Genomic DNA, 24,684 nt, shown 5'->3' with positions numbered 1-24,684 from the left:
AGGAGTAGTGCAGGAGATGATTTGTAGGTTGATCCTCGGAGCTCGACAAAAGAGAACTTAAGAACATCAGCTTCGGCGCGAGTTCAAAGGGTTGGCAAGCGAGAGCGAGTTGGGCCGTTCCCTTCCGCCTTCGTAAGGACGAGAACGAAAGGCAAAAGCGGAAGGGAACTCACGAAACCGAGCTACAAAAAATGGTCAACTTTTACCGTGGCTACCGGTACGAACCACTCGACTTCAAAGGCCATGTAGATGTTCGTCGCGATCTGGCAGCACATTGATCATATTGCCATCAACAATATCTCCGTACTCGCGACTTGAATGCGTCCGGATCGTTGTGAATGTCCTCGCCAAGGTTGTGAATGAAGCAATCACCACCATCCTCATGATAATTAGTAATCTCATCCATCGTTAGCGCAATCTCGACGCCGTACTGTCCAACTCGTCCACACAATACATTCAACATATACAAGCCATCGACCGTGCGACGTAGTTGGGTTCCGTACTCGTGGTACAGCACTTCGTCGCCGTCCGCTCGCTGAGGCATTATGTCCGAATACCGCGATGAACGGTAATCGACGTTGTTACCACTTCGTGTTCGGAGTCTTGGCTTTTCTTTACGCATTTAGGAATGTCGACGAACGCATGCGGTAACTCAGTCGCCGCGTTTGATGTTGACGTAGTAACGTCGCTGTCGGCAACTTGGTTTCATCGCAATGATCCCCATCATGGCCTGCTTGGGTGAGGCAGTTTTTCCAATACAGCCTGAGCCGTAAAACACTCGTCAATGGAGCTTACACTCCAAAGCGAAATCTATCGCTGTCTAATAAACTGTTTCACCCTCAACCCAAGAAGACACCCACGATGAAATTCTATCAAACTCAATACCAATTTTACTTCGGAATCGACCTGCATGCCAACAGAATGTACGCCTGCGCGGTCGACTCTCTAGGACAAAACGACTCCACGCAGACTTCCATACCCGCGATACTAGTTTAACCGCGTGCCCAACGGGCCGCGCTCTTAGCATCCCAGCGCGGGGCGTTGCCCACGCGGTTAAACGAGTTGCATCGGTCGTTTAACCGCGTGCCCAACGGGCCGCGATCGCTAAGTGAGCGTTCCCACTCTTGAGATAATACCCACGAAATTCCCTGATGAACCTAGTTCTTTGCAGCAGCCGCAGACCGACACCGAGCAATGCTTCACGGCGTTGTTTGGCAGAGCACCGGTAGATGTTTGAACGCAACCGCCTTGCTGGGAAGCACGTGGTCCGACTCGCACCGGCGAGCGGGGCAGTTCAGCGACAAGGAAACGCGCAAGACAACCGCTAGCATCAGTTCGGCCCGCGAGTGGACTCCTCCCAGGAAAAGCCAAGCCAGTACCGTAGCCAAAGGAGTCGGGTGACGGAGTGCAAGCTCCGAGCTCGACAAAAGGGAACAAGAACAACCGTTTCGATCTGAGTGATAGAAAAGTCGGAATTGATTCGAGTTGGTCCGTTCCCTTTCGCCTTCGCCCTTCACCAACGCAGCTGTGAGTGAAGGGCGAAGGCGAAAGGGAACTCACGAAACCAAGCTACAAAAAAATGGCAAACTTTTACCGTGTCTACCCGTACGTACTACTTGATTTCAAATGCCATGTAGTTGTTCGCCCCGGTTTTACCCGTTTAGCACCCGATAGCGGACTGTTCTTTTCTGACATTTTATCATGGAGTGCACCTGTGGCATACGACGTCGCGATTTTTCTTTTATTGTTGCCGTTTCTTGATCGCCAAGAGGACATGGGACAGTAGGACCACCGCAAGTACACAGACAGAAGAATAGATCAGCCCTGGTAACCAACCAGCAATGATCGACAGTCCTGGAGCCATGCTGTCGTATTCGGGATCCGCTGCCAGATTGTATTGACTACCGACAATCATCAGCCCCCAGAACGCAACTGTGCCGAAGCAAATGGCTAGTGGCCTGCTACGAACTCTGATCGCGAACCAAAGTGGTATTGTTAATGCAAGTAGACCAAAAATGGCATCCAATTGAATGTGTCCCTTCAATAGGCGAACTATTCATTAAAAGCAGCCAGCGCGTGATATCAGGCTGTACGACTGCGTGTTCCTCAGCTTCAGCCTAAATGTCTTTCATGACGCAGTCAACGCGATGTTACTGCGTTTTCCGCAGCTTGCGTGGACAATCTCAAATCAACAGTCTCCATTCGATTTTGTCGCAGAACGATGGAAATCACGCGGTTGCAGCCAAGTGATCTACCATCAGGACCCTCGTGTGCAGTCATGTGTCCCCCCATTCTTCGTCTTAGCCGAACAGATTTCGTAAGAACGACTTCTTGTAGAACGGTTTTGTTTCGTGGAGTAGGTACTGAGACACGCTAGTGTCACCCGGGGACACACGTATAAAGTCAACGATTTCATTTGCCGACAGTGTCTCTTTGGCAACCATTCCTGCATCACCAATGATCCTGTCCCATTCTGCAACGGCATCAATTCCAATAAGCGTGTGCGGCGCTTCGTCGCGTTCAGGATTATGAATGTAGGCCAAATACGCAGCCTTGACCACTGGCAGTTTGCGAAAGAGTCGAGATAGCGATTCTACCAATATTGTTGGGTATACAGCTGGCTGTCCAAGGAGCACCTGGGTTGCTTTCTCTACGGTGTATCCTTGGCCAGCGTGAAAAATGGAACCATCGAGAATGCTGGTAATCTCAGATGTGGTGAATTCTTTTCCGTATTCAAGATTCGGGTTTAGGACTACGTTTGCACCGCGAGTAATTTCAAAGAAGGCCTTCATGTTGAGGCGTAAGTAAGTTGCTTCTGATTGCAATGACTGCTGAAGACGCGGTAAAGACGAAAACATGGGAATCCAGTTTTCGCCATCTCGTTCCCATGATTGCAAATGAATTTTGCCGCCCTGTTGAACAACTCCATCATCAATTTCGAGCGACTCATCTCCCTCGTTAACGATGAAAATGTCGGAGACGAGTAGATCGCGATAAAATTGCGGTCGATGGCTGGTGTCGGTACTGGCTTTGACCAGCGAACGCTCAAGATCGTTGTTAGGCTGAAACATCATCATAACTGTAGTAACGACCAAAATCACCCGGTTGCCGCCCAGAGGTTTTGATGTAAGGAAACGCCCGATCGGCAACTCGGGTGCAGTTTTCGGTTCGCCCGCTATCTACGTGTGCCCGGTATACGCGTGAAACGTTGCGGTTTATCGGTTCGAAAACATTTCTCAATCCCCTTTTCCTCGATTGACTCAAGGAATTCCTTTGAATCGGCAGTTATAATCGGCCAGCGACTCTTCTTTTCATACGTTTGAATATCGCCCGCGATAGTTCCAGACTCAACCATTTGGAGAAACACATCATCGTTCGGATCAGCGATAAGCAGAACGTCATTGTCACGTTGCACTACGTAAGCGAACCCAAACTCTGTACCCTTTGATTCGACGCCGAGCATGCGCCCGAAAACGAATTCTCTTTCACCTAGACGAGTAAACGTGCAATCCATGTTTACAGCCGCGAATCCGATTTTGTCGTCCTCGCGATCAAGCCAACATACTATACAACCTTCATCCTTCTTAGCGCTAAGGCGACATAGTTCGCCCTCGGCGTTCTTCCACCAGCCAGTAAGTGTGTCTAACTGCTCACGTGACAGCGGGGTTCCATGAATCTGCGTCGTTGCAGGAGTGTGACATCCGATACAACATGCGATGAACATGATCAGATGCGAGAAAGCGATCGGTTTCATTTGCGTGTACACTCGTGGACGAACGAATTGCATCACGGGGCGGCGAGAGTTAACGTTGCATTCAAAATAGACTGGCCACCGCCGCTCCCCTACATGCGATGGTTCGCCGTGATCTTAGGTTTCTGTGATGTTCGATTCACGCCAGTGACGAGCCCATTTTTTGACGCAGCAAGTTGGAAAGTCGTTCGTCAGCGTCGTCTTTAAGAGCTCGCCTCGGGATAACCGACACATCGCGCTTGCCATGATACAGAATGTAGAATTCATCATCACGTAGCCATGAATCGTAAATTGACCATTTCAGCTCCGAGTCGATTTGGTCAGTTTGAAAACCGATCGCATCGTCCGAGAATCGAAGACGATACTCTAAAAGGAGCTTCGGTTGATAACGATAGATCAATTGTGGCAATATCACCACTGCGTAGATAACAAGCATCAGGAGTACCGAGCCGACAGCTATGAGCATCCACGCCAATCCAGGCATACTGGTCGAGCGCAGCAAATAGGCTCCGGCGAGAATCGCGACAGCGCTGCCAATGAGATCGCGTTTCAGCTGAAGGTTCGTCTTGTAATATCGACGCATAGCACTTATGTATTCATCTCGCGAAATCGTAAATGTGGCTTCGATGAGATCCGGCATTGAGCGATGTTCTTTTCAGCGAACGCGCAAGGTGACCCAGCACAAACCAAGCGACAATCGATCAGCAAAACCGTGCAGGTCGTCCGCCGGTGAACCATGTTGTTATCTTCGATTTGTAATTGGATCGCCAGCGAGCCGACGAAGGATAGTCTCGACATAGCGTACGTCTGCGATTGCAAAGAACCCATGTTCAATCGATTCGTGGTCTGTGTCAACCGAAGAAAAAACTACCTCGCGATCCAAAAGCAAGTATCCGGACCCGTTTGGCAATTGTTTTCGATGGATTATTTTAAGGTTTTCCGGTGTGAATGATCTAATTGAGGTGGGAATACCTGTCATTAGAAACGTCATCCCGCGTTTGAAAATGATGGCTCGTTGATCAGTTACGACATACGCAATTCTATATGTGCGAATCATAGCCAGTACTGGAGCTATAAACATAAGAAATCCCAGGATGATGAATGGAATTCCGAATAGAAATCCAAAATCTCTGCCTGCATTGAATTGAGGAATCTTGAAGCCCGCCATCCCTGTCATGACGAATAATGCGAACGCGGTCCAGGGTATGGAAAAAATGGTCATATGGTAAAATCGTCGCGCGTTTAAGCGCGCAATCGGTTGGCCAACCCAAACGATTCGCTCGTTTGTTTCAAGTTCGTTCTCGATCATATCTTGCATTGGACGCGAGATGTTCAAGATATCCCTTAAGTGGTTTCTTCAGGTCATAACAATTGCCGTGACCGGCCACACGCCAGTTCGGCCACAATGTCAGAAACGCCAGATCGCTGGCTCCGGTGCAAGGCTTTACTTTCTTATTTCTTTTTTCGTCGCAAGGTCAATCGGACCTCGTCGTCCATTTGTTTTTTATCAAATGATGATGGCGGCATGAAGTCGCGAAAATGCTGACCTTCACGACCTTGACCACAGTACATGAGCGCGACTCGAAGCTCGTCATCTTGAAGCCTGTGGATCCCAACAAACCAAAAGATGGTGATTTGGTTTTCAACATCAACAATCCTGTCCAAGTTCCGCGCACCGCGTTTTTGCAGCTGTCGATACGGATTTTCCTCAAGCGTCTTGGGAATCGCGAACTCAAGAGGCTGTGGCAGTTCTTTCGACACACCGGGACCATTTACGGTCATTCGTTGTCCGGTAATCGTCACATGTAGTTCCGGTGGCGTTTGATTTTTTCCCGAAGAATCTGATTGAGAAACGAGAATCCAATCGCCCTGAAATTTCTTATAGTGATTTGGTACATCGATTCCCTGAGACGCATGCGTCTCCTGCGCGACGACGATGCTTGGCATCGCCAAGAGGAGAATCAATGACACGAGATTCATCACACTGTTTCCGTAGGCGAACGATCAAAATGACGCGGTTGCGGCCGAGTGGTTGCCCACCACGAAACGCAAGACTCGCATCTCGCGTGAATGTTTTTGCTACCTCTGATTTGTCTCTGCCGCCATCTCCAATTGTTAAGCGACATCTCGTGCAATTGTGCGTACAGTTTTTCCAGTACCTGGAACGGTGTCATGCTCATGTTCGTCAATAACTTCATTACACAAATGGAGGTCGATTACCTTTGAGCCATCCAAATTGCAGTCGCAATCTAGTTCTATCAGTGTGCCGCTAGCGGAAAAGAACAAGCCAGCGAACGGGTTTACACCATGGGCATCTTGAGATGCGCTAATTAGTATCGTTTCCTGGGCTTCAATGCCTCGCGATTCGAGCAAGGAATAGGCAGCACTCGGAACTCATGCAGTCCTAACGCGAAAGCGAAGCGTAAGCTCCTTTATCGCTAGCGACTTCCGCCTATTCTCTTCGTTGGTGTTCAGGGTTTTGGCGGTAACGCCTGGCATCGCCGAGCACGAGGAGTTGACTCAACGCAAGTGAAAACTTTGACCGATTGTCGGCGGCCCGACGGACTGAATCGGGTACTCCGTCTAGAATTGCGTACGTGCCGGACTATTCTTTTGGCCAGTCTGGCAAGTCAAACTTCTTTACAACGTTGGCTGTGTGCTCGTCGTAATGCCGCTCCATTTGTACTAGCAATGCTTCGAGTGAGGGCCAATTGGTAGCCGGAAGTTTCGCGTCTAACGCAGTACTCTCTAACAAGTAGGCGTACCGTCGACAAAAATCATCAACCCTTTGCATGGCGCGAGCTTCTTCTTTGCCGCTCCAATCTGGATGACGCGCTTCGTATTCTGTTGGCATTTGCGCCGGATTCCAATCGAAGACCGGAATCGCGGGATCTAGTGCATGGTAGATTTGCGAGAAAAACAGTAGCTGTCGACCTGCCATGTGCTCGACGTTCCAACGCGGAGTATGGGATCCATTCGATGGTTTGAAATTCATTTGTGCCGTTGACAGCTTCCGAAACACGTCTTGGGAACGGCGATTGGCCGCTTCCATCCGGTCGAAGAGTTCAAGTAGATGGGCTGGAACAGTGGGTGGCTTCTCGAGCAGCACCGCAGGCTCGATGAGCTTGCGGCTCGAATCTTCGACATGAGATTGCCCTAGCGAGATGCAGGGAAATGCTGCCATCTCACACGCCAAAACGAGAATACTCAGCGGCATAAAATGAAACAAGTTCGACATGCAGTTCCTCTTCGAAAGACGCGATGAAACAGTTGGCTCAACGTAAGCCGCTAGCCTTGGAAACCATCATTGTAATCTTGTGCGAGGTCCTGGTGTTCAACGTAAGGACACTTCGACATTGCGATTGCTTTTCGAGCTTGCGCTATCCCGGAGTCGATAAACCAACGGCATTTCCGCGTGGAAGAAGTTCGTCGCGTCCGTCAGGCATGCAACAAAGGTCAATATTCTACGATTCGTACGGACGATGAATTTCTGAACACATTCTATCTCCCCTTACTCCACTCGGCCAAAAACTGCGCCCTCCAACGCGCACTTCAAAACCTGCTAATAACCATAGGAAGCAACCAAATGCACGGAAGTGAAATTCAATGTGGCTATCTTTATAATTATAAATGCGCATTATTTTGCTCTACAGAGATCTCCAAGGCCATACTCTTTGGAATTGAGTTCGATTAGTGGCGAGAGTCATAGTGCCGAACATCGGATCTTCGATTTTGGGGGCACGTGTAAAACAGGGCAAACGCATCTTAATTGACCGAAAATTATTCGTGACAGGCTTGCCAAAGTAAATGCTAGCAGCGAAAGATTTCCGAAGTGGATGATTCGTTCTCACGGAGGTCTTTATGAACAGCGTTACAAAACTGGTGCTTGCTTTGGAATCCATTCCTGATCCTAGAATCGAACGAACTCGCCTTCATTGTCTCAGTGATATCCTCACCATCGCGGTGCTAGGGGTTAGCTGTGGCGCTGAAGGATGGGAGGACATTGAGGACTTTGGAAAGCAAAAAAGGGAGTGGCTCCAGAAGTATCTCAAAATGGATAACGGTATACCTTCCCATGATACGATCGCTCGTGTTTTCCGCATTCTGAAGCCGGAACTGTTTCATAATGTCTTCCAAGAATGGTTAGAGCAAACCGCTAACACTGTTGATCAGGACGACATCATCGCCATTGATGGCAAAGCGCTGCGTGGAAGCCACGACAGAGCCTCCGCGAAACGGATGCTTCACAGCGTGAGTGCTTGGAGCAGTGCTCGCGGCTTAATGCTAGGACAACAGGCCGTTTCCGATAAGTCCAATGAAATCACCGCTATCCCAAAATTGTTGGAAATGTTGGAATTACAAGGAACTGTTATCACCATCGATGCTATGGGCTGTCAGAGTGCGATTGCTCAACAGATTATTGATCAAGAGGGCGACTATATGCTGGCGGTTAAAGGTAATCAGCCTAACTTGAACGCCCAAATAAATAAAGTCTTTGATGCACATCACCGTAATCAGAAAACTGATTGCCGTATCGCGTTATACGAAGACCAAGAGGTTGGTCATGGACGATCCGAGCATCGCATTTACTTTCAAGCGATGCTAAGTGACGCGATGCGGGATACCAATCCTCAATGGCGCGGGATGCGAAGCTTTTGTCAGGTCCTCAGCACTTCACAGCGGGACGGTAAGCAAGTCAGCGAGACACGCAATTACATCAGCAGCCTTGGACGCAACGTCAGGCGAGCGGCCAAGGCGATCCGCAATCACTGGGGCATTGAAAACAGTCTGCATTGGGTTCTTGATATGAGTTTTCGGGAAAACGAGAGTCGTATACGAAAAGATCACGGCCCTGAGAACTTTGCGCTGGTGAGGCGAATAGCGTTAAACATTCTCAAGCAGGACACTTCGGCGGGCAGTATCAAGCGAAAGCGCAAACGAGTTAGTGTAACTTTGTTTCTGTAAATTCAAGTTATCAGCTATGGCTCGTTTGAGTTCGTGAGCGCAGCGAACGAATGAAAACGAGCCATAGCTGGGTGGCCCTCTTGTAAGAGTGGGCCAGGATTGGTTTCTTTTTAGTTACCAGACTGAAAGGATCCCAACACCATGACCCACGCGTTCCAATCTAACAATACTCACGAAGCTGTCCAGTTGCTCGCCGAGCACGGCTTCGATTCCATGGCACAAGCGATCCAAATCCTCATGAATGAAGCGATGAAGATCGAAAGGACCGAATACCTCAACGCGGCCCCCTACGAGCGTACCGACCAGCGTAGAACCTACGCGAACGGGTTTAAGCCAAAGACCGTCGATAGCCGACTCGGGAAGCTCCAGCTCCAAGTCCCCCAATCCCGCGACTCCCAGTTCTACCCGTCGGCTCTCGAACGTGGTGAACGAAGCGAAAGGGCTCTCAAACTGGCAATCGCTGAAATGTACGTCCAAGGTGTCTCCACTCGCAAAGTCGCTGCTATCACGGAACAACTTTGTGGACTTGAGGTGACTAGCACTCAAGTCAGCCGCGCTGCTGCCTTGCTCGACGAAGAGCTCGAGGCCTGGCGGAACAGGCCCATCGGGCAAGTCGAATACTTGATCGTCGATGCTAGATATGAAAAGGTACGCGTTGATGGAACTGTCAGAGACTGCGCTATTCTGGTCGCTATCGCCATCTTGCCTGATGGTCATCGAAGCGTCGTCGGAGTTAGTTGTTCGCTCAGCGAAGCCGAAGTGCACTGGAGAGAGTTCTTCGAGAACCTCTTGGCTCGCGGAATGACCGGAGTAAAACTCATTGTTAGCGATGATCATTCCGGATTGAAAGCGGCGCGCAAAGCGGTCATGCCCTCGGTGCCGTGGCAGCGATGTCAGTTCCATCTCATGCAAAACGCTATGCATCATGTCCCCAAAGTCTCGATGCGCAAAGAAGTTGCTGATGACCTGCGGGCCGTGTTCGGTGCCAAAGATGCTGTTGCCGCTAGCCAAGAACTAAAGCGAATGGTCACAAAATATCAAACCGATGCGCCCAAGCTGGCTACATGGGCCGATAACAATGTCCCCGAAGCGTTCGCCATCTTTCAACTGCCAAATGAACATCAAAAGCGAATGAGAACCACCAACATGCTTGAACGTCAGAACAAAGAACTCAAGCGTCGAACTCGCGTTGCTACGCTCTTTCCCAATGAAGCCTCCGTCCTCCGACTCGTTACTGCCGTCCTCGTCGAACTATCCGACGAGTGGGAAACCGGAATGAAATACCTTACCTTTAACCCCTGAAATCAATCCGACTTTTACAGAAAACATGTTGCTTTATCGCAAACGAGCGGGTTGGAGCAACGAATATCTCGAAGAATTCCTCAATAAGCTTGAAGTTTAGATGCGTTTGCCCTGACCAGTTGTTAACTCAATTAGATTTTGACCCTGAGCTGCACTTAGTTACTGAAACCGCAACAGGATTGCTCATTTGGAGCGACAACGTTCATCGAACTTTTAAATCTTACATGCGGGATTCTTTTATTACTAAAAAGGAGGACGGATAGATAAGCTGCCGACAAACAACTTGCATTCGCAAATTTAACGATGAATTTCAAATCATCATAGATCAGAGCCCGATTTAGCATGATTCATATCGCAGATAAACTCCACGGTTTCTGTCACCAAAACTAAAATGTCGGGATTCGCTCAACGAAGACAAGCTTATAATTTAATACTCGTCCATTCTCGAATGTTACTGACTTGTTGAACGGTTGCGTGTGATTCACATTATATCCGCAACGGACCTCAATAGTAGCGTCTCCAGGCCGTCCTAGTGCTTCGAATTTTTCTTCATTCTCCATAAAGGAGAGGCAGCAATCAATTTTATGATTGAGTAAATCAAGGTGCGCGTCCGAGTCTCGTGCACGCAGTTGGCCAGAATCGAGTATCACGAATTTCACGCTAATACCCGGATCTTTTACAATCAAGTCGATAGAGTCACGGTCTTCTAACACGACAAAGCCTTCCGAGATTCTCAATTGTTAGTTTTAATCTTGACATATTGTTAATTAAACGGCATGACTCGCGTATGTCGCTACTCCCAACGCCCAAAGGGTTCACCTTCCCAAACTTCATGGGGAGCTTCGATTTTCTCTAGCAACGATGCCAGAACCTTCGACGGAATTTTGGGCTTGCCAGAATGCATCACTTGTAGGTCGTACAAGCAGTCTCCGGCAGGTCGATGAACCACATCGACTTGGACATCGGCACCTTGTACTTCTTTAAAAAGCAGAGGGAATCGCACGGTATGTCCATGGTCGGCCTCCGCCGGTCGTTCGTAAGGATCAAAGCCTTCACGATACATGAAAGCCGCGATTGTGCTTTCGTATGCAGGCAAAACCTCAACCAATGCGGAAAGCGTTTCGTAATAATCGTCAGGACAAACTGAAATCAAAGCGCAAAAGTCCTTAATACCTCGCTTGGCATATTGCTCAAAAGCAGAGCAGAGAGGTTTAGTCAATTGTGACGATTTCGCTTGAAATTCAGCCAACTGAGATTCTTTTAATGAAAACCATTCGACTAACGAATCTAGCGTCCAATCGGATGGTTTTTCATTTGGCTTAGACTTAAAACCTAATTCGATCGAAGCACCTGGAATTTCGCTCCACGGACTCAACAAATTGTGTCCACGCGCCTCCTTGTTCACCGACATATACCAATGGTTATCCTCTAGCACCAAACTAGCACTAACCTGACAATTATTCATATAGAAACTAACATTTTTGAGCCCCTTCATCGGCTTCTGCATTAATTGGAAGGTTCCTAAGAGGCTAACAAAAAACTGGAGTTTGAAAAAAGGATTTATAGATTATCAAAGATGCGAAAAGTAATGACGGCAGCGGCGAGTTTTGCCCAAGCATCAATCATGGTAGCATCTCGATCATAGCGAAAGCGAAGTCGTCTTATTCCTTTAAACCACGAAATGGTTCTTTCCACGACCCATCGTAATTTGCCTAGATGGCTGCCATGTTGCTCTCGACGCCGTCGAATCTTGGGTTCAATACCGATCCATTCAAGAAGCTTCCGTCCCGAGTTGTCGTCGTATCCTGCATCGGCGATGACTTGCTTGGGATGCGTTAGTGGGCGTCCCCTTCGACCACCAATCTGCGGAAATTCGACGACAGTTTTGACGAGTTCTTTCACGTCAGGCACATTAGCACCGACCACTCGAACTGCGAGAGGAACTCCGTTAGCGTCCACCATCAAAGTGTGCTTAGTCCCCGGTTTTGCACGGTCGGTCGGATTGGGACCACTCTTGGCCCCGCCTCCAAAAGCTCGCGTCAGAGTCGAATCGATAATCGCTACTTCATGGTGCAACCGCTTCGCTGCATTGAGCTTATTGAGAATCTTCTTATGGATACGCTCCCAAATTCCCGTGGACTGCCAAAGGCGCAAACGCGATCGAGCGGTCTCACCGCAACATCCCATCTCCAACGGGACATCTGCCCAGCGGCAGCCGGTCGTCAGCACATGCCAAATTACCCGCACTACCACCTCATGCTCGATCGGTCGTCGACCACCATCACTGGTAGATTCTGGCAACGGCGGCAGTTCAGCTAAAATGAATCTCAGTAAATCGTCCGGTATAATATTCTTAGCCATGATATTCTCCTTGAATTCATGGCTGGCGCAAACCCTGTGCCAAACGAACGTTAGGCAAGTTTTTTGTTAGCCTCTAAAGACAATTCTGTCGTTTTGGCTAATTGATCACAATCAAAAATTACTTCGTAAGAATCACAATTTTTACTTTTACTAAGACTTAGGCTATCCAGTTGTCTGGGCACTGAATACCAAAATCTCATACGATGAAATCCTTGTTGCGTATGCAGCGGCTTGCCAAGCTTCAACGGTTTCAACGCCGCTTTCATTTCGCTAAGTTCTTTGCCAGAGGAAGCCTTGATGGCTGCTGACGCAAACGTCCAGGGCATGTTGTTACCTTCAAAAAATGTTGATTGAAATTATATACCACGGTGTTCAAATTTTTTCGCTATCACGTTGAATGTAATTTTGCTTTTCAAGTTAGCGGCCCAAGTGGCACTCATGCCGTAAGTCTTGAGTAGCTCTTTATCATTTAAAACCTTGTCGATGAAAGCCTCCATACTTTCATCTAAGAGCGTGTCCCGAAATTAGTTTTGGAATTTTTCCAGCCTCTTCAACATCAGTGCAATCATCGTCATTTCAATCATGGCTTTGCTTGAGTCCGGATGCCTTTCGTAATCTTTGCTATGTCGACGGCAGCGATTGATCCATGCAAAGGTTCGCTCAACAATCCAACGCTTGGGAAGGATCACAAAACCCTTACTCTCGATTGGACGCAACACCGTTTGCAATTTAAAACTACATGTTCGTTTCGCCCACGTTGGTAAGCCGCTACGCCCGTATGCACTATCGCCGAATACTACCACCAGTTTCTTCACCCTATCTCGTGCCTTTTGTAAAACCGACTTCGCTCCGTCTTGATCTTGAACACCCGCAGCGTGAATACATATGGCGATGATCAATCCAAGTGTGTCGACGACCAGATGCCGTTTTCGGCCAGCAATCTTCTTGCCCGCATCAAAGCCGCGTTCATCGCCACCGACTTCTGTTGTCTTAGCACTTTGGCTGTCAATAATCCCTGCGGTAGGCTTGGGCTTTTTGCCAAGCGAAATGCGCACTTTCGCAACCAGAAAATCGTGGATTTTTTGCCAGATCCCCGACATCCGCCAGTTCCAGAAGATGTTGTAAACGGTTTTCCATTTGGGAAAGTCTTTTGGCAATTGACGCCACTGACAACCAGTTCGATTGATGAAAAGGATTGCATTCACGATGACTCTGCGATCAATAGGTTTGCATCCCAATGGGGACTGCGGTGGCAGAAAAGGAAAAAGCAACTGCCATTGATTTTCGGTAAGGTCGCTGGGATATTGGCGTTCCATCGCTATGACTCCGTATTCCGTTATGGGATTTTTTCACAACGGTTTCATAGCGATTTTTTTATGCACAAGTCAATTTCGGGACACGCTCTTAGGGCGAGTACGAGGTAGTCTTTTGAGTTTAGGTGGAGTTTTGTGTTTAGCTGTTGCCACGAGTTTCCTCTTTGTGATGCTTAAATAGTACTACTATACTCAATTGTACTAGCAAACAGCGACTTCGGCACGGTGCCCTACACGCTGGTTACCAGGCTAGATACTGAGCCTGAAGCTAACAGCTACTCGGGTGAAAATCACAATCATTCGTTTTCAACTAATTCTAGTTCGATTTGTGCATGTCATGGTTCTTGCGATTCACGTTGTAATGTGATTTGGGTGTCAGGGGTACGTGCCATATCCCCATTCTCATCTTCTGTGAAACACCCAACCAACAGGATAACCTCTAATCCCTCGTGTTTCATCAGGCGTTCCAGTACGCCGTTGGGCAGCGCTGAATCGTAAATTGCAAGGAATCGCACCGTTTTAACATCTCGGAGAGTTTTTTCTAGAACGAGAATTTTGGTGGATTCACGTTTATTGATCTCAACGCGTGCCAGGATTCGCGAGGTCATCCCGCAGTATTTGACCCAACGCAAGTGTTTAAGTTCAGCGAGGAGTCTCAAGTCAGCTGGCTTCTGCCCTAACGGTAGAGCTAGAGCGTCATTGTCTGGGTGCGGATTGGAAGTATCGAATTGTGCCTGCCAGTCATGCGGAATCGACACATCGGGCCCAAAGCTTTCGTGCAATGCAGGAATTGTAATCCCAATCGTGTCGCCAGATCCGTTTAGGTACGATTGCGCACCCAATTTTGCATGTGTATCATCTGCGAGACAAGAAGGAACCAGCAACCACAAGACTGCAAATCGAATGTAAAGAGAGTATGTGAGCATTGATCGATCCTTGATCGGAAGAACGCCTACCGTCACCGAGCATCCGCGAGTTAGGTCTTTCAAGTCAAAGCGCCCGGCAGGATGTTTCGGTGCACGCTTTTGTACGTCCGGTACCGCGATCACGGCGTGTCTGGTTTAAGCCGTGCCAACATTCTATTTGGGCCACGCAAATGCAGCAATCACGAGCACCATCCCAACAATACATCCAGCGGAGACTCCAACGATTGTAAGTGAAGTCATATTCGGTGCAAAGTCCAGGGGATGCAGTGGTTTGATCCAGTTGGCGACGAGTCCGCCGCCGATAGTTATTAGCGGGCCAATCAAGATCGAAGCCAATCCATATACGACCAAGGATTTCCGGCGATGAGCAATTCTGTAACTGTCATTGTTCGTGTTCGGAGCATGCGCTTGTTTTCCGGTCAGCGCTAATCCAACAATGACGACAATTGGCACTAGCAATATGATTAAAAAGCCAATTCTGTTCTTTTGGAGAATCAACGGCATTCCCGCAAGAAGTCCGAGCGCAGTTGCAACAGCAACCGCAAGAAGCGTCGGCAGGTTTGTACTGCGAGTTTTTATTGCGATGCCTCACAAACTTAACGGACGAACGGTGGGCGGCACTGGGGACGAAGGTAAAGGCCACCATCAGCACAGACGCTTTTGATTACTCCGGTGCACCACACGGTTTTCCGTCTGCTGGTGAATGAAGTTATTCTAACAGAGCATCGGAGGCTGGGGAATCAAACCGGTCTAGAAAGTAATCAATCATGGCGTTGGGATCAGACCAAAGGCAGACAAGAGGTGAACCATCAACACTCGTGACCGGAACTTCAGGTTTGCGTGTTACCGGGTCAAATTCCCAATCGATCTTAACCATCTTGCGAATCTGTTCGAAGTAGTCCGGTTCGTGTGCGTTCCATCGCAGTCTCAGATGTGGTTCCTCAAGATAAAGTTGTTCAAGATCTGACCATTCGTCGGGCCATTCGCCGTCATACTTCTCCATGTATCGCACGAGTAGCGTACCGGTGTCCCACGCGGCATAGGCTTCTGGAATGTGCCACCAGACGTAAACAATCTTCCCGACGTAGAATGTAGCAAATGATAATACTATCATCGCAATGGAGTAGGCGAACAATCGTCGTCGTTTTAGCGTCATCTCTTCACTCAAAAACGGCAGCGTTAACGGAGTCGCCGGGGTGGATTTGTTAGCAAGTCAGACAGCCACGGCTGCGCCCGTTTAACGCTTTGTTCTGCCGCTATGCGAGCATGTTCCGAGCGCGTCAACGACCTGCTGCTCATTGATCATGTCGAGCAGCAGTATTGGAGCTTCTCTGTTTGGACAGTACACCATGGTTGCGGGGACACTTAAAACGTTTTGTTCTCGCATGAGTCGTGAGACTTCCGGTGACTTATTGGTCCAATCTGCTCGTAGGAAGGAAGCGTTTGTTGAGCGACATGCCTCCTTGATCGTTTCAGAGTTCCGCACAAGATAATCATTCGTTTGTGACGCTAGAGTCCAGTTTCCAAAAACGGCCACCAGTACGGGTCTGCCTTCACCAAGTTTCGCTTCTAGTGTTTCAGGGTTGTATGGCTCATGCGATAACGGCATTGCATCTAGACGGTATCGAACAATCATAGCGGCGATCGCAATCAGAACAAAAAGCGGTGCCGCGGTTCGAAGGGTAAATTGCATTGGAAGATCCTGTACTCAAGGCAGAAAGGCCAAGTTCACTCGGTCGCGGCGAAAAAAACTATTCATCAGTAAACGCCCGACCTGCGTCTCCGGAGCATCCGATTGATACTCATCCTGCCCTCCTTGGGTGAGGCAGTTTTTCCATTACAGTCGGAGCTGTAAAACATTCGTCAATGGAGCTTACACTCCAAAGCGAAATCTATCGCTGGCTAAAACTGTTTCACCCTCAACCCAAGAAGACACGCACGATGAAATTCTATCAAACACAATGCCAATTCTACTGCGGTGTCGACCTGCATGCCAACCATGTACGCCTACGTGGTCGATTCTCTAGGACAAAAACGACTCCACGCTAACTTCCATACCCGCGGTACTAGTTTAACCGCGTGCCCAACGGGCCGCGTTTGATTTGTATGATGCGTTAGCGCGGGGCGTTGCCCACGCGGATAAGCGAGTTGCATCGGTCGTTTAACCGCGTGCCCAGCGGGCCGCGATCCCTTTGCTGATAGAGCACGTCGTCTCAGTCGCGTGAGAGCGGGGCCAGGAGCAGTTCAGCGACTAGGGAACGCGCAAGCCAACTACGACTTCGAATCGTCAATGAGTCATCTCCCCCGAACGAAAAGCAGTACCAATAGTAGTGCAGGAGTCGAGTTTTGGGTTGATCCTCGGATCTCGACAAAACGGAACTCACGCAACCGAGCTACAAAAAAATGGTCAACTTTTACCCTGGCTACCGGTACGTACTACATGACTTCAAAGGCCTTGTAGATGATCGCCATTCTTATCCAAGCCTTTCAAAGAGGCAATCAAGGTTTCCGTTGAACCGCGTTCGGATCCAAAAGAGTTCTTCTCAACCAGGATTACATCGTGCGCTTCCCATTCCAGGAGCAGGTTTCGATCGGCTTTATCGGAAAAGTATTTTTGCGTGGCGAACGATTGCCGTTCACGAAGTACGACGAGCGAACGTCGCCATGTCAAAAAGCATCCGTGTCGTGCGTTGGTGCGTCGGAATTTTATTCACTAACCTGACCTGTTGACGAATCGAATTCACTTACCATTTGCCAAAGTTGCAATTTAACCTTATCAGAATTGGAAACAGTTACTCGCGGCGTCGAGTACATCGGGATTGCCAGAATCGACTGCCGTTCTTCCGGATTCAATCGGCTTAGATACGGCGGTGGCGACGGAAATTTAACATCCGCTAATCGAATTTCTGCCGTTAGGTGAAGTTTCTTTCCAACCGTGCTCCTAAGTAGATCCATTGAGAAATCGCCTTCAACTTCACAAGCGTCTTCGTTGAATCCAACAATACGTCCCCTGAATTCAGGTCCAAGTTCACTACTGATCTCTTTCAATGGAAGGTTCAACGATTTGGCTATATGTGCAGAAAGCTCATGGTCCAAATAAAGAAACAGTTCTGTCCCAACTTTCAGCGGCTTTGGCTCGTCTGCCTTGACATACATCGACGGTAACATCGTTAGGCATGCGATTATGCTTTGAACCAATACGATACGCATCAGCAAACTCCATGATAGAATAACTATTCATCCCACGCAGCTTGCGTGCGATATCTGGCTGTGGGCGGTGTAACCGCAGTTACAGAGTAAATATCTATTATGGCGCAGTCAATGCGACGTTAATGTATCTTTGGAAGCTAGCCCGGTAGTCCATGCCACCGCGCTAGAAGGAATATTTTTCACCTCCATGCGAAATCGGGCGCGACGGAAAGACCGGCTGAAGCCGGAACTACGAACGGTTCAGAATAACGTCCTCAGGCGGAATCGAGCGCAAGGCTTTGCACTCGCTAGCTCGGGGGTTTCCACGGAGCTAACGAGCGCCTCGAAGGGTTCGTGTTTGCTCCCACAGAAATGCTTACGCGGCGCGGGTCATGCCGAAGCCGGTGATGGTGGTAGCAGGCGCACACATGGGATCGACTTGAGCTTAACAAAAGAACGCTGCATCGAACAAACAAATCATGCGCTCCGCCGAGACTCTGCGCCGATGGGTGTCGGATGCGAATTCGACGACCTTTCTGCAGTCTGAAGCTTTTATCATCAGCGCTGTCACTTGCTCGTTCCACAGATCGGGTAGGATTAGGTCTAACAGACTACCAGAAACCAGCACGGAGAAGATTCTGCTTGGGCCGCTGACGCGTTTACGGAAATCAACATCGACAATCATGATTGATTCGCCTGGCAATGACCAAACGCCGCAAACGTTGTGGTGCTATATTAGTTTACAAAACTTCACCATGGCGAAGGGAACATGAAGTACGCAATCCAACTCTTTACTCTCCTGTATTTCATTGCTGGCTGCATTGGCGTTGGCTACCTTACAACAGCCAACCTGGAATTGACCTCCGATGTCAGTCGCCTGGAAGCTGAGCTGGGTAAGATGACGATCACGGATCCCAACCGCATCTATCTCACCGAAATAAAAAATCCCGACGTTCCGCCCGAGATCGCTCGCCATCTGGAAGGCGTCTGGCAGTTTCGCTGTTACATGCCACCGGGATACGATTTCATACAAATGAGCGGAAGTGGCAACATTGCCGAGGAGGGGCTTTATCACGATGGTGGTTATGGTTCGAGCTCGGGCATGCCCAAGCCCGAAGCTGTCCATGAATTGATGACGGTGAGCCTTCAGAAGAGGGGCGAGCAACTAGTCATATTCGAATCTTTTGGCGGATCGAGTGGAACTACTTCGTGGAATGAATTGCAAACGGCCGACATCGGTGCCCTCGTAATCAAGCAGCTTGTGAAAAGTGAGCAAGGTCCGCGTTCCTTTGACAAAGATTCCATCTTGCCCATCCTAAAAGTGTACGATCCCGAAACGGCGCAAGAAAAAGAAGTTGCTGGCAAGAAACTGAGAACTTACAAAGGTGGGCTGTTCGTCATTTACCCAAAGTCTCGCTACGATCATTTCGAATTGTTACGAAGTGGCATAACGCCTGCTGACTTCGAGCCGAAGTGGCTAGCAGAGGAGTTAGGCGATGAGTGAAGCCAAGCCTGCTCGAACCGCTGTCTTCGTTTTTTCGCTGCGGCATTTGCTTACGCTCACCGCTTTGATTGCGGTAACCGTCGCATTCGTCTTGGCATATCTGAAAAGTTATTCGTTGTCTCAGCAGCAACAAGAGCTCTTATCTCTCTCTGGCCATTTGCACGCGTCGGCCAACGACAGATTAGCAGAGTCGTCGTTGCCTCGCGTGGCGGATGACTTCTATTCGTGGCAAGTTAGCGTACCGGTTGGCAATGAATATGTCCTACAGCTTGGCATCGGGCCTCAGTCAGACCAGAGCGTTCCGCAGATCGTTGGTAGTGCGCCGCTTTCAGCCGGGTTGCATCGAGTGACATTGCACACGGGCGATTCGCCGAAGGAAGAGTTTAACTATGTGGTCTATGTTGATGGCAAGCCGTTGATTGAAAAAAAGATGGGCAGCGACTGGCTGCCGGGTGGATGGTCGTCAGCTCGTGGCATCAGTTGGCCGAGTCGATGGAAGCGATTGCCTGCACCTTTGCAACTAGGAGGACAAAGCTATCTACCGAGGCGCGATTTTGGACCTAACAACTACTTTAACGGACAAGGCGATAGTTTCGTCACCCATCTTGGTTACCGATTATGGATTGATCAAGCTGCGGCGGATTATCCAGCATCTTCACCGTTTTTGGGATTGCCGGAAGACCCAACGTATGAAGGAATCGGACTCAGTAACGGGCTCCGGTTCAAGGCGATTTCTTCAAACTATGAATGGCAGTTCACTCGACCAAGCCTCGAGTCAATAGCCCCGCTTTTACGGATTGAAAGTGAATTTGTCGCAAGCGATGGGCGGAAGCTTTCAAAGCTGAGCCAACCACTGCCTTATTGGGAAGTTCGCAACGAAGCGACTGGGAGCGACAAGATTGAATGGAACGCCGATCCAAGCGTGACAACGCAAACGGCATTTCTTCATGCAGTGTCGAACGCTCCGAGTGAACTGCAGCCGGTAGTTGAATTGAAATGGGATACCAACAGACCGGATGAAGTTGGTTTACGGCTAGCTGACACACCCGCGAATGAGTTGATCGTGCAATGGCGGCTTCGGATTCTCGATGGCAGCCATCACTTGTGGCGAATGCTAAAGGATGGCGAGCGAGCTTGGATAACGCCCGACGATGTAATGCCCTTAAACGAAGGCAATGTGGAAGCGTCGGAGAATCAGTCGCTTCGACCTGCAAAGATCGAATTGGCGCAAGATTCATCGGACAATCATTCTTTGGAATGGCGCACGGATGAGGCGTTGCCACTGCAGATTGCTGGACGAGGCAATAAGAACTATCTGAACATGAATCTATATCGAGGGTTGCCCGCTACTTTTGGAATTCAGATCCCTCGCGAAATGAAGCCAAGCATTTCAGTTGCCATTCAAGCCAACCACACGCAAGTTAGTAAGGCGGCGTTTCCCGGAGGGCCTGTTTTTGAGGAGATCCAAATTGATGTGGAAACCATTACACACGCTTGGATCTGGGTGGGAGCAAAGCAGACTGAGTAGCGCGGTCAGATGTCGAGACATCGGGGGAATTGACGATCTGCTGAAGCCGGACCTCCCATCGGTTCGCAGTACCACTTTTGCGCCGATGCATGCACAGCTAAAACGCGATCGCCGTTGCTCAAGCCCACGTCAGTCGACCGGTGCTCTGGCTGAACGAATCCGTCTCAATTCCGATGTCTTGCATCAGACGAACAAAAAGATTACACAGCGGCTGGTCATCTTCTCTTCGCAAGTCGACATAACCGCCATGATCATAACCACCACCCGCTAAAAAAATCGGTAGGTTCCTGGCCTCGTGCGCATTAGCATTGCCAAGATTGCTTCCGAAAACAAGAGTCGTGTTGTCCAGCAACTGCGAACCGAGCTCGTTCGGTCGTTTCACTTGCTCCAGTAAACTACCGAAACAGCCGACGATGCCAGCCTCGATCTTCTCAAGCTGCCCAATCTTCGCAGGGTCTTGCCCGTGATGTGACAGATTGTGATGATCTCCGGAGACTCCTTCGACTTTGGGCACGACCGAATGATCCTGCACCATGACCGTTATTACACGGGAAGAATCAGTCTGCACGATCAATGGCACAAGGTCCATCAACAACTGCGTCCGTCCGATCAAGTCAGCTGGATCGTTGATATCCGCTGGAGGTTTCGCAGCAACAACTGGTTTCGGTTTGTCCATCCAACCTTGTACGGCGGCGATCTTCGTTTCCGCTTGTCGAACCGATTGAAAGTAGTCATCGAGCAGATGGTTGTCCGACGCACTGGCTTGGCTGCGCAGCTTGGCGGTTTCGCTTCCCAATTGATCCAAGATGCTACGGCCTTCGCCAAGTAGTCGCTGTTGCGTCCTAACTTCGTCGGGTTTGCCTTGTAAGAACATTTTTGCAAAGACACTGGCTGGCGACGTTTCCGCCGGAATCATCACACCGCCGCCCGTGTACGATTGGCTCTGGGCCTTCGCGGTCCCAAGTGTGACCGATGGAAAGCGAGTTGCGTTGCCGAAGTGATTCGCCACCACTTGATCGACGGAAACTGAATTGCGAAAACCAGCCATGCCTGGCTTCCGCGCCGCCGTTAACCAAGTCATTTCGCTGTCGTGCGGTTGTCGGCCAGTTTGATCTTCGTGCGAAAGTCCGCTGAATAGCGTAAAGTCATCTCGGTGATCTTTCAGAAGTTCCAGATACGGCGTCGATTCGTAGTCCCGCCCCGTCGATTTCGGCCAAAGGTTCGGTGGATGTAGTCCTAAAGCGGTGCAGACAAAGATCAATCGCTTGGGCGCTGCGGTCTGGTTCGTTGCAAGCGCAGGAGTCATCGACTCTAGGAATGGGAGCGCGAGCGAGATACCTGAGGCCCGCAGGAATGTTCGGCGATGAAGCGAGTGTGGCATGGGCGAAGCTCAACTATTTTTGACGGAAAAGGCGGCTCTGGACAACAGCGTGAATCAGGTCACGCACCGGATAATCATCCGCTGCGGTCTTGCTAAGAATCCCTTCGATAACTTCTCGGTCAGCGAATTCAATCTCGCCGCCGGTTGCATAAACGATCAACTGCGAAACGAAGTTGCGGGCGATCTGTTCCTTTTGGTCCATCAAGAGTTTTTTGAACTCAGTGACGTCTGAAAAATTGCGACCATCGTCCGTTTCACCACTGGGGTCGACCAGCGGCCCTTGGTGATATGACTCTTGCGATAGACTCGCCAAGAAACCTTGACCAGGACCGCTGGATCGATAGTGGGTACGCAGTGCTCCGATCGGATCAAATGACTCTAGCGCAAATCCTGGCGGATCAATCGATCGGTGACAAGCTTTGCAGGACTCATTGTCGCGATGCGCTACAAGAATCTCGCGGATGGTCGACTTGCCACGTGTATCCGGCTCGATTGATCCCACGCCTGGCGGAGGAGGCGAGGGTGGAGTTCCGAGCAGATTGGTGAGCACAAAGTTTCCGCGAGTAACAGGCGAAGTCACTGTGCCGTTGGCCGTTGTCTTCAAAATCGCAGCTTGGGTAAGCACACCGCCGCGGCGACTCCCTTCAGGCAGTTGCACTTTGCGAAAATGTTGGCCTTGAACATTTTCTAGACCGTAATGCTGAGCAAGTCTACGATTAACGAAGCTATAACTAGAATCGATGATATGCGTTAGCGGTGCGTTTTCGCGAATAAGCCCGTCGAAGAAAAGTTGCGTCTCTTGCGGAAGTGCATCGGCAAGAAGTTCGTCGAATTCCGGATAGAGCTTTTGATCGGGCGACGTCGCATTGATTTTGTTGAGTCGCAGCCACTGGCCGACAAAATCATTAACGAAGCGTTGCGCTCGACTGTCATCCAGCATGCGTTCCACTTGTCGCGCCAGTTCGACGTCGGTGCGCAGTGCTCCAATGTAGGCAGAATCGTACAACTCGTTGTCGGGCGAACTCATCCAAAAGAAGTAGGACAGGCGACTAGCGAGGGAGAAGGGGTCCAAATCGCCGGGTTCACCAATATGCATCAAAAATTGTGGCGAACAGAGTACGGATCTCAAGGGCACACGGATGAACTCTTCCAAAGGCAATCCTTCCTCAATGGCTGGTCGAGCTAATTCGACGAACGATTCTATCTCGTCTCTTTGCAGTGGTCTCCGAAACGCGCGCTCTGCAAAGCTTTCGACAATTTCACGCACGTGTTCGATCGGTTCTTTCGAAAGTTCAATTTTTGTAGCACCGGTCTGTGCATCGGTGACAAACGTTACCCCATGCAGTAAATCGCGCGTGCTCTTGGGTGGCCACTGTTGCTGGATCGGTCCAGACGCGCTGAGCGACCGAATCGCAAGCCCCGGGCCGGTGTAGTTCTTTACGTCGATTATGGTTAGAGCCGCGTAAACGGTCCCAGGATCATCGTTGTGCATTGTCACGTAGAAGTCGTCGCCCGGTTCCAAATAAACATCTTCTTTAATCTGTACATGCCCACCTGGCTCGATATCGCCCAACTTGATGATACGCGCGTCGCCACTCGGGCGCTTTCCGATGATCTTGTACGTGACTGGTTGTTTCGCTTGATAGGCTTCAAGATCCGCGGTGATACGGTAAGTCCCTGGCACTTCGACGATCAAGCCCATCGCGCGATACGAGTGAATGAGATAGTCGTTATCGAAAAAGATCGCGACGCCTTTGTCCAGACGCTGCATAATGTTGCCGCCTTCATGAAGGCGTTTGTCGTCAAAATAACGCAAGTTAACACTGTTCACGAAGTCGAGACTCAATTCACGACAGGGATTTGCACCGAGAAAAATAGCACGATTCAAGGCTTCATCCGCAGCCTGCAAAAAGCCTTGCATATGAATTGCCGAGAGTCGTTGCGTACTGCCGACCGTATCAAAACTTCCCGCTTCCACTTCGTCTGGGAGATGGATGGCTACATCGCCTTCTATATGCATTAAGTCCTGCAACGTGTAACTATACTCGCGCTTGGTCAGTCGCCGGGCTGGGACACGACCTGCGGTGCTCTGCTGTGACCTGCTATATTCGCGCAGCCAACTTTGCATTGTGTCCATCGCCGCATTAGCCACCTTAACATCAGGTCGCTCTTCAGAGTCTGGAGGCATCGTGCCCGCGCGAACACGGTCGAGAACAATAACCCATTTGCGCATCGTATCTGGATCGTTCAGGTCGCCTGATAGCGATTCGAGATTCAGCGGCGTGGTTGTACTTGAATCGTGACAATGAACACAAGATGCCTGCAGCAATGCGTCGATGGATGGATCGATCTCGCTCGCAATAGTCGCAGCTACGAATTGTAGCCAGACGAGTGTTAAGAAGAGCGTCGACCGCTTTACCGCCCTACATTTATCTGCGAATTTCATCGACTCTGCCTATAACCT

General features: G+C 49.6%; 26 protein-coding genes. 5 read left to right on the top strand and 21 right to left on the bottom strand.

Annotation, left to right across the window (positions count from 1 at the left end):
- Window positions 1-289: 289 nt before the first annotated feature.
- From SH451x_RS13160 to SH451x_RS13125, 8 genes are all read right to left on the bottom strand, one after another.
- Window positions 290-622, bottom strand: coding sequence for a hypothetical protein (locus SH451x_RS13160; protein ID WP_479357377.1), 333 nt, complete (start codon window positions 620-622; stop codon window positions 290-292).
- A 1,119-nt stretch (window positions 623-1,741) separates the two neighbouring features.
- Window positions 1,742-2,026 (bottom strand): hypothetical protein, encoded by a 285-nt coding sequence (locus SH451x_RS13155; protein ID WP_479357375.1) that lies wholly within the window; start codon window positions 2,024-2,026, stop codon window positions 1,742-1,744.
- A gap of 274 nt (window positions 2,027-2,300) precedes the next feature.
- Window positions 2,301-3,077 (bottom strand): enhanced serine sensitivity protein SseB C-terminal domain-containing protein, encoded by a 777-nt coding sequence (locus SH451x_RS13150; protein WP_479357373.1) that lies wholly within the window; start codon window positions 3,075-3,077, stop codon window positions 2,301-2,303.
- A 98-nt stretch (window positions 3,078-3,175) separates the two neighbouring features.
- Window positions 3,176-3,754 (bottom strand): hypothetical protein, encoded by a 579-nt coding sequence (locus SH451x_RS13145; protein WP_479357371.1) that lies wholly within the window; start codon window positions 3,752-3,754, stop codon window positions 3,176-3,178.
- Window positions 3,755-3,890: 136 nt separating this feature from the next.
- A complete protein-coding gene (locus tag SH451x_RS13140) occupies window positions 3,891-4,391 on the bottom strand; it encodes a YcxB family protein (RefSeq protein WP_479357369.1) in 501 nt (166 codons plus the stop codon).
- Window positions 4,392-4,493: 102 nt separating this feature from the next.
- On the bottom strand, window positions 4,494-5,069 hold the full coding sequence (locus SH451x_RS13135) for a hypothetical protein (protein WP_479357368.1): 576 nt from the start codon (window positions 5,067-5,069) through the stop codon (window positions 4,494-4,496).
- Window positions 5,070-5,203: 134 nt separating this feature from the next.
- Window positions 5,204-5,731 (bottom strand): hypothetical protein, encoded by a 528-nt coding sequence (locus tag SH451x_RS13130; protein ID WP_479357366.1) that lies wholly within the window; start codon window positions 5,729-5,731, stop codon window positions 5,204-5,206.
- 625 nt (window positions 5,732-6,356) lie between these two features.
- On the bottom strand, window positions 6,357-6,989 hold the full coding sequence (locus SH451x_RS13125; RefSeq protein ID WP_479357364.1) for a DinB family protein: 633 nt from the start codon (window positions 6,987-6,989) through the stop codon (window positions 6,357-6,359).
- Window positions 6,990-7,612: 623 nt separating this feature from the next.
- On the opposite strand from SH451x_RS13125, the gene SH451x_RS13120 reads away from it, so the two are divergent.
- Both SH451x_RS13120 and SH451x_RS13115 read left to right on the top strand, forming a co-directional pair.
- Window positions 7,613-8,716 carry an ISAs1 family transposase gene (locus SH451x_RS13120; RefSeq protein ID WP_479357362.1) on the top strand — a complete coding sequence of 368 codons (1,104 nt, stop codon included), beginning with the start codon at window positions 7,613-7,615 and terminating at the stop codon, window positions 8,714-8,716.
- Between the two features lie 141 nt (window positions 8,717-8,857).
- Window positions 8,858-10,018 (top strand): IS256 family transposase, encoded by a 1,161-nt coding sequence (locus tag SH451x_RS13115; protein ID WP_479357360.1) that lies wholly within the window; start codon window positions 8,858-8,860, stop codon window positions 10,016-10,018.
- A 386-nt stretch (window positions 10,019-10,404) separates the two neighbouring features.
- On the opposite strand, the gene SH451x_RS13110 is transcribed toward SH451x_RS13115, so the two are convergent.
- From SH451x_RS13110 to SH451x_RS13070, 9 genes are all read right to left on the bottom strand, one after another.
- A complete protein-coding gene (locus SH451x_RS13110; RefSeq protein WP_479357358.1) occupies window positions 10,405-10,755 on the bottom strand; it encodes a DUF6572 domain-containing protein in 351 nt (116 codons plus the stop codon).
- A 56-nt stretch (window positions 10,756-10,811) separates the two neighbouring features.
- Entirely contained in the window at window positions 10,812-11,483 is a 672-nt protein-coding gene (locus SH451x_RS13105; protein ID WP_479357356.1) for a hypothetical protein, read from the bottom strand.
- A gap of 95 nt (window positions 11,484-11,578) precedes the next feature.
- Window positions 11,579-12,379: an IS5 family transposase gene (locus tag SH451x_RS13100; protein WP_479357354.1), complete on the bottom strand. Its 801-nt coding sequence runs from the start codon at window positions 12,377-12,379 to the stop codon at window positions 11,579-11,581.
- Window positions 12,380-12,429: 50 nt separating this feature from the next.
- Entirely contained in the window at window positions 12,430-12,705 is a 276-nt protein-coding gene (locus tag SH451x_RS13095) for a hypothetical protein (protein WP_479357353.1), read from the bottom strand.
- Between the two features lie 198 nt (window positions 12,706-12,903).
- The gene (locus SH451x_RS13090; RefSeq protein ID WP_479357351.1) at window positions 12,904-13,695 is read right to left on the bottom strand and encodes an IS5 family transposase; all 792 of its coding nucleotides are present in this window, start codon (window positions 13,693-13,695) and stop codon (window positions 12,904-12,906) included.
- Between the two features lie 332 nt (window positions 13,696-14,027).
- Window positions 14,028-14,618, bottom strand: coding sequence for a hypothetical protein (locus SH451x_RS13085; RefSeq protein WP_479357349.1), 591 nt, complete (start codon window positions 14,616-14,618; stop codon window positions 14,028-14,030).
- A 153-nt stretch (window positions 14,619-14,771) separates the two neighbouring features.
- Entirely contained in the window at window positions 14,772-15,122 is a 351-nt protein-coding gene (locus SH451x_RS13080) for a hypothetical protein (protein WP_479357348.1), read from the bottom strand.
- A gap of 205 nt (window positions 15,123-15,327) precedes the next feature.
- Complete coding sequence (locus tag SH451x_RS13075) at window positions 15,328-15,774, bottom strand: hypothetical protein (protein ID WP_479357346.1); 447 nt, start codon at window positions 15,772-15,774, stop codon at window positions 15,328-15,330.
- Between the two features lie 81 nt (window positions 15,775-15,855).
- A complete protein-coding gene (locus tag SH451x_RS13070) occupies window positions 15,856-16,311 on the bottom strand; it encodes a thioredoxin family protein (RefSeq protein ID WP_479357344.1) in 456 nt (151 codons plus the stop codon).
- Between the two features lie 173 nt (window positions 16,312-16,484).
- On the opposite strand from SH451x_RS13070, the gene SH451x_RS13065 reads away from it, so the two are divergent.
- Window positions 16,485-16,667 (top strand): hypothetical protein, encoded by a 183-nt coding sequence (locus SH451x_RS13065; protein WP_479357342.1) that lies wholly within the window; start codon window positions 16,485-16,487, stop codon window positions 16,665-16,667.
- A 397-nt stretch (window positions 16,668-17,064) separates the two neighbouring features.
- Here SH451x_RS13065 and SH451x_RS13060 read toward each other — a convergent pair whose 3' ends face one another.
- Window positions 17,065-17,289 (bottom strand): hypothetical protein, encoded by a 225-nt coding sequence (locus tag SH451x_RS13060; protein WP_479357341.1) that lies wholly within the window; start codon window positions 17,287-17,289, stop codon window positions 17,065-17,067.
- 35 nt (window positions 17,290-17,324) lie between these two features.
- Window positions 17,325-17,828: a hypothetical protein gene (locus tag SH451x_RS13055; RefSeq protein WP_479357339.1), complete on the bottom strand. Its 504-nt coding sequence runs from the start codon at window positions 17,826-17,828 to the stop codon at window positions 17,325-17,327.
- A 748-nt stretch (window positions 17,829-18,576) separates the two neighbouring features.
- Here SH451x_RS13055 and SH451x_RS13050 point away from each other — a divergent pair.
- A complete protein-coding gene (locus tag SH451x_RS13050; protein WP_479357337.1) occupies window positions 18,577-19,311 on the top strand; it encodes a hypothetical protein in 735 nt (244 codons plus the stop codon).
- Window positions 19,304-20,839, top strand: a complete 1,536-nt coding sequence (locus tag SH451x_RS13045; RefSeq protein WP_479357335.1) for a hypothetical protein — start codon at window positions 19,304-19,306, stop codon at window positions 20,837-20,839. Before SH451x_RS13050 ends, SH451x_RS13045 begins: the two co-directional genes overlap by 8 nt.
- Window positions 20,840-20,957: 118 nt before the next feature.
- On the opposite strand, the gene SH451x_RS13040 is transcribed toward SH451x_RS13045, so the two are convergent.
- Complete coding sequence (locus tag SH451x_RS13040) at window positions 20,958-22,220, bottom strand: DUF1552 domain-containing protein (protein ID WP_479357334.1); 1,263 nt, start codon at window positions 22,218-22,220, stop codon at window positions 20,958-20,960.
- A gap of 13 nt (window positions 22,221-22,233) precedes the next feature.
- Window positions 22,234-24,666, bottom strand: a complete 2,433-nt coding sequence (locus SH451x_RS13035; protein WP_479357332.1) for a DUF1592 domain-containing protein — start codon at window positions 24,664-24,666, stop codon at window positions 22,234-22,236.
- Window positions 24,667-24,684 lie beyond the last annotated feature (18 nt).

The organism is Njordella aestuarii (assembly GCF_056494165.1).
This window is presented reverse-complemented; position numbering and strand designations above follow the sequence as displayed.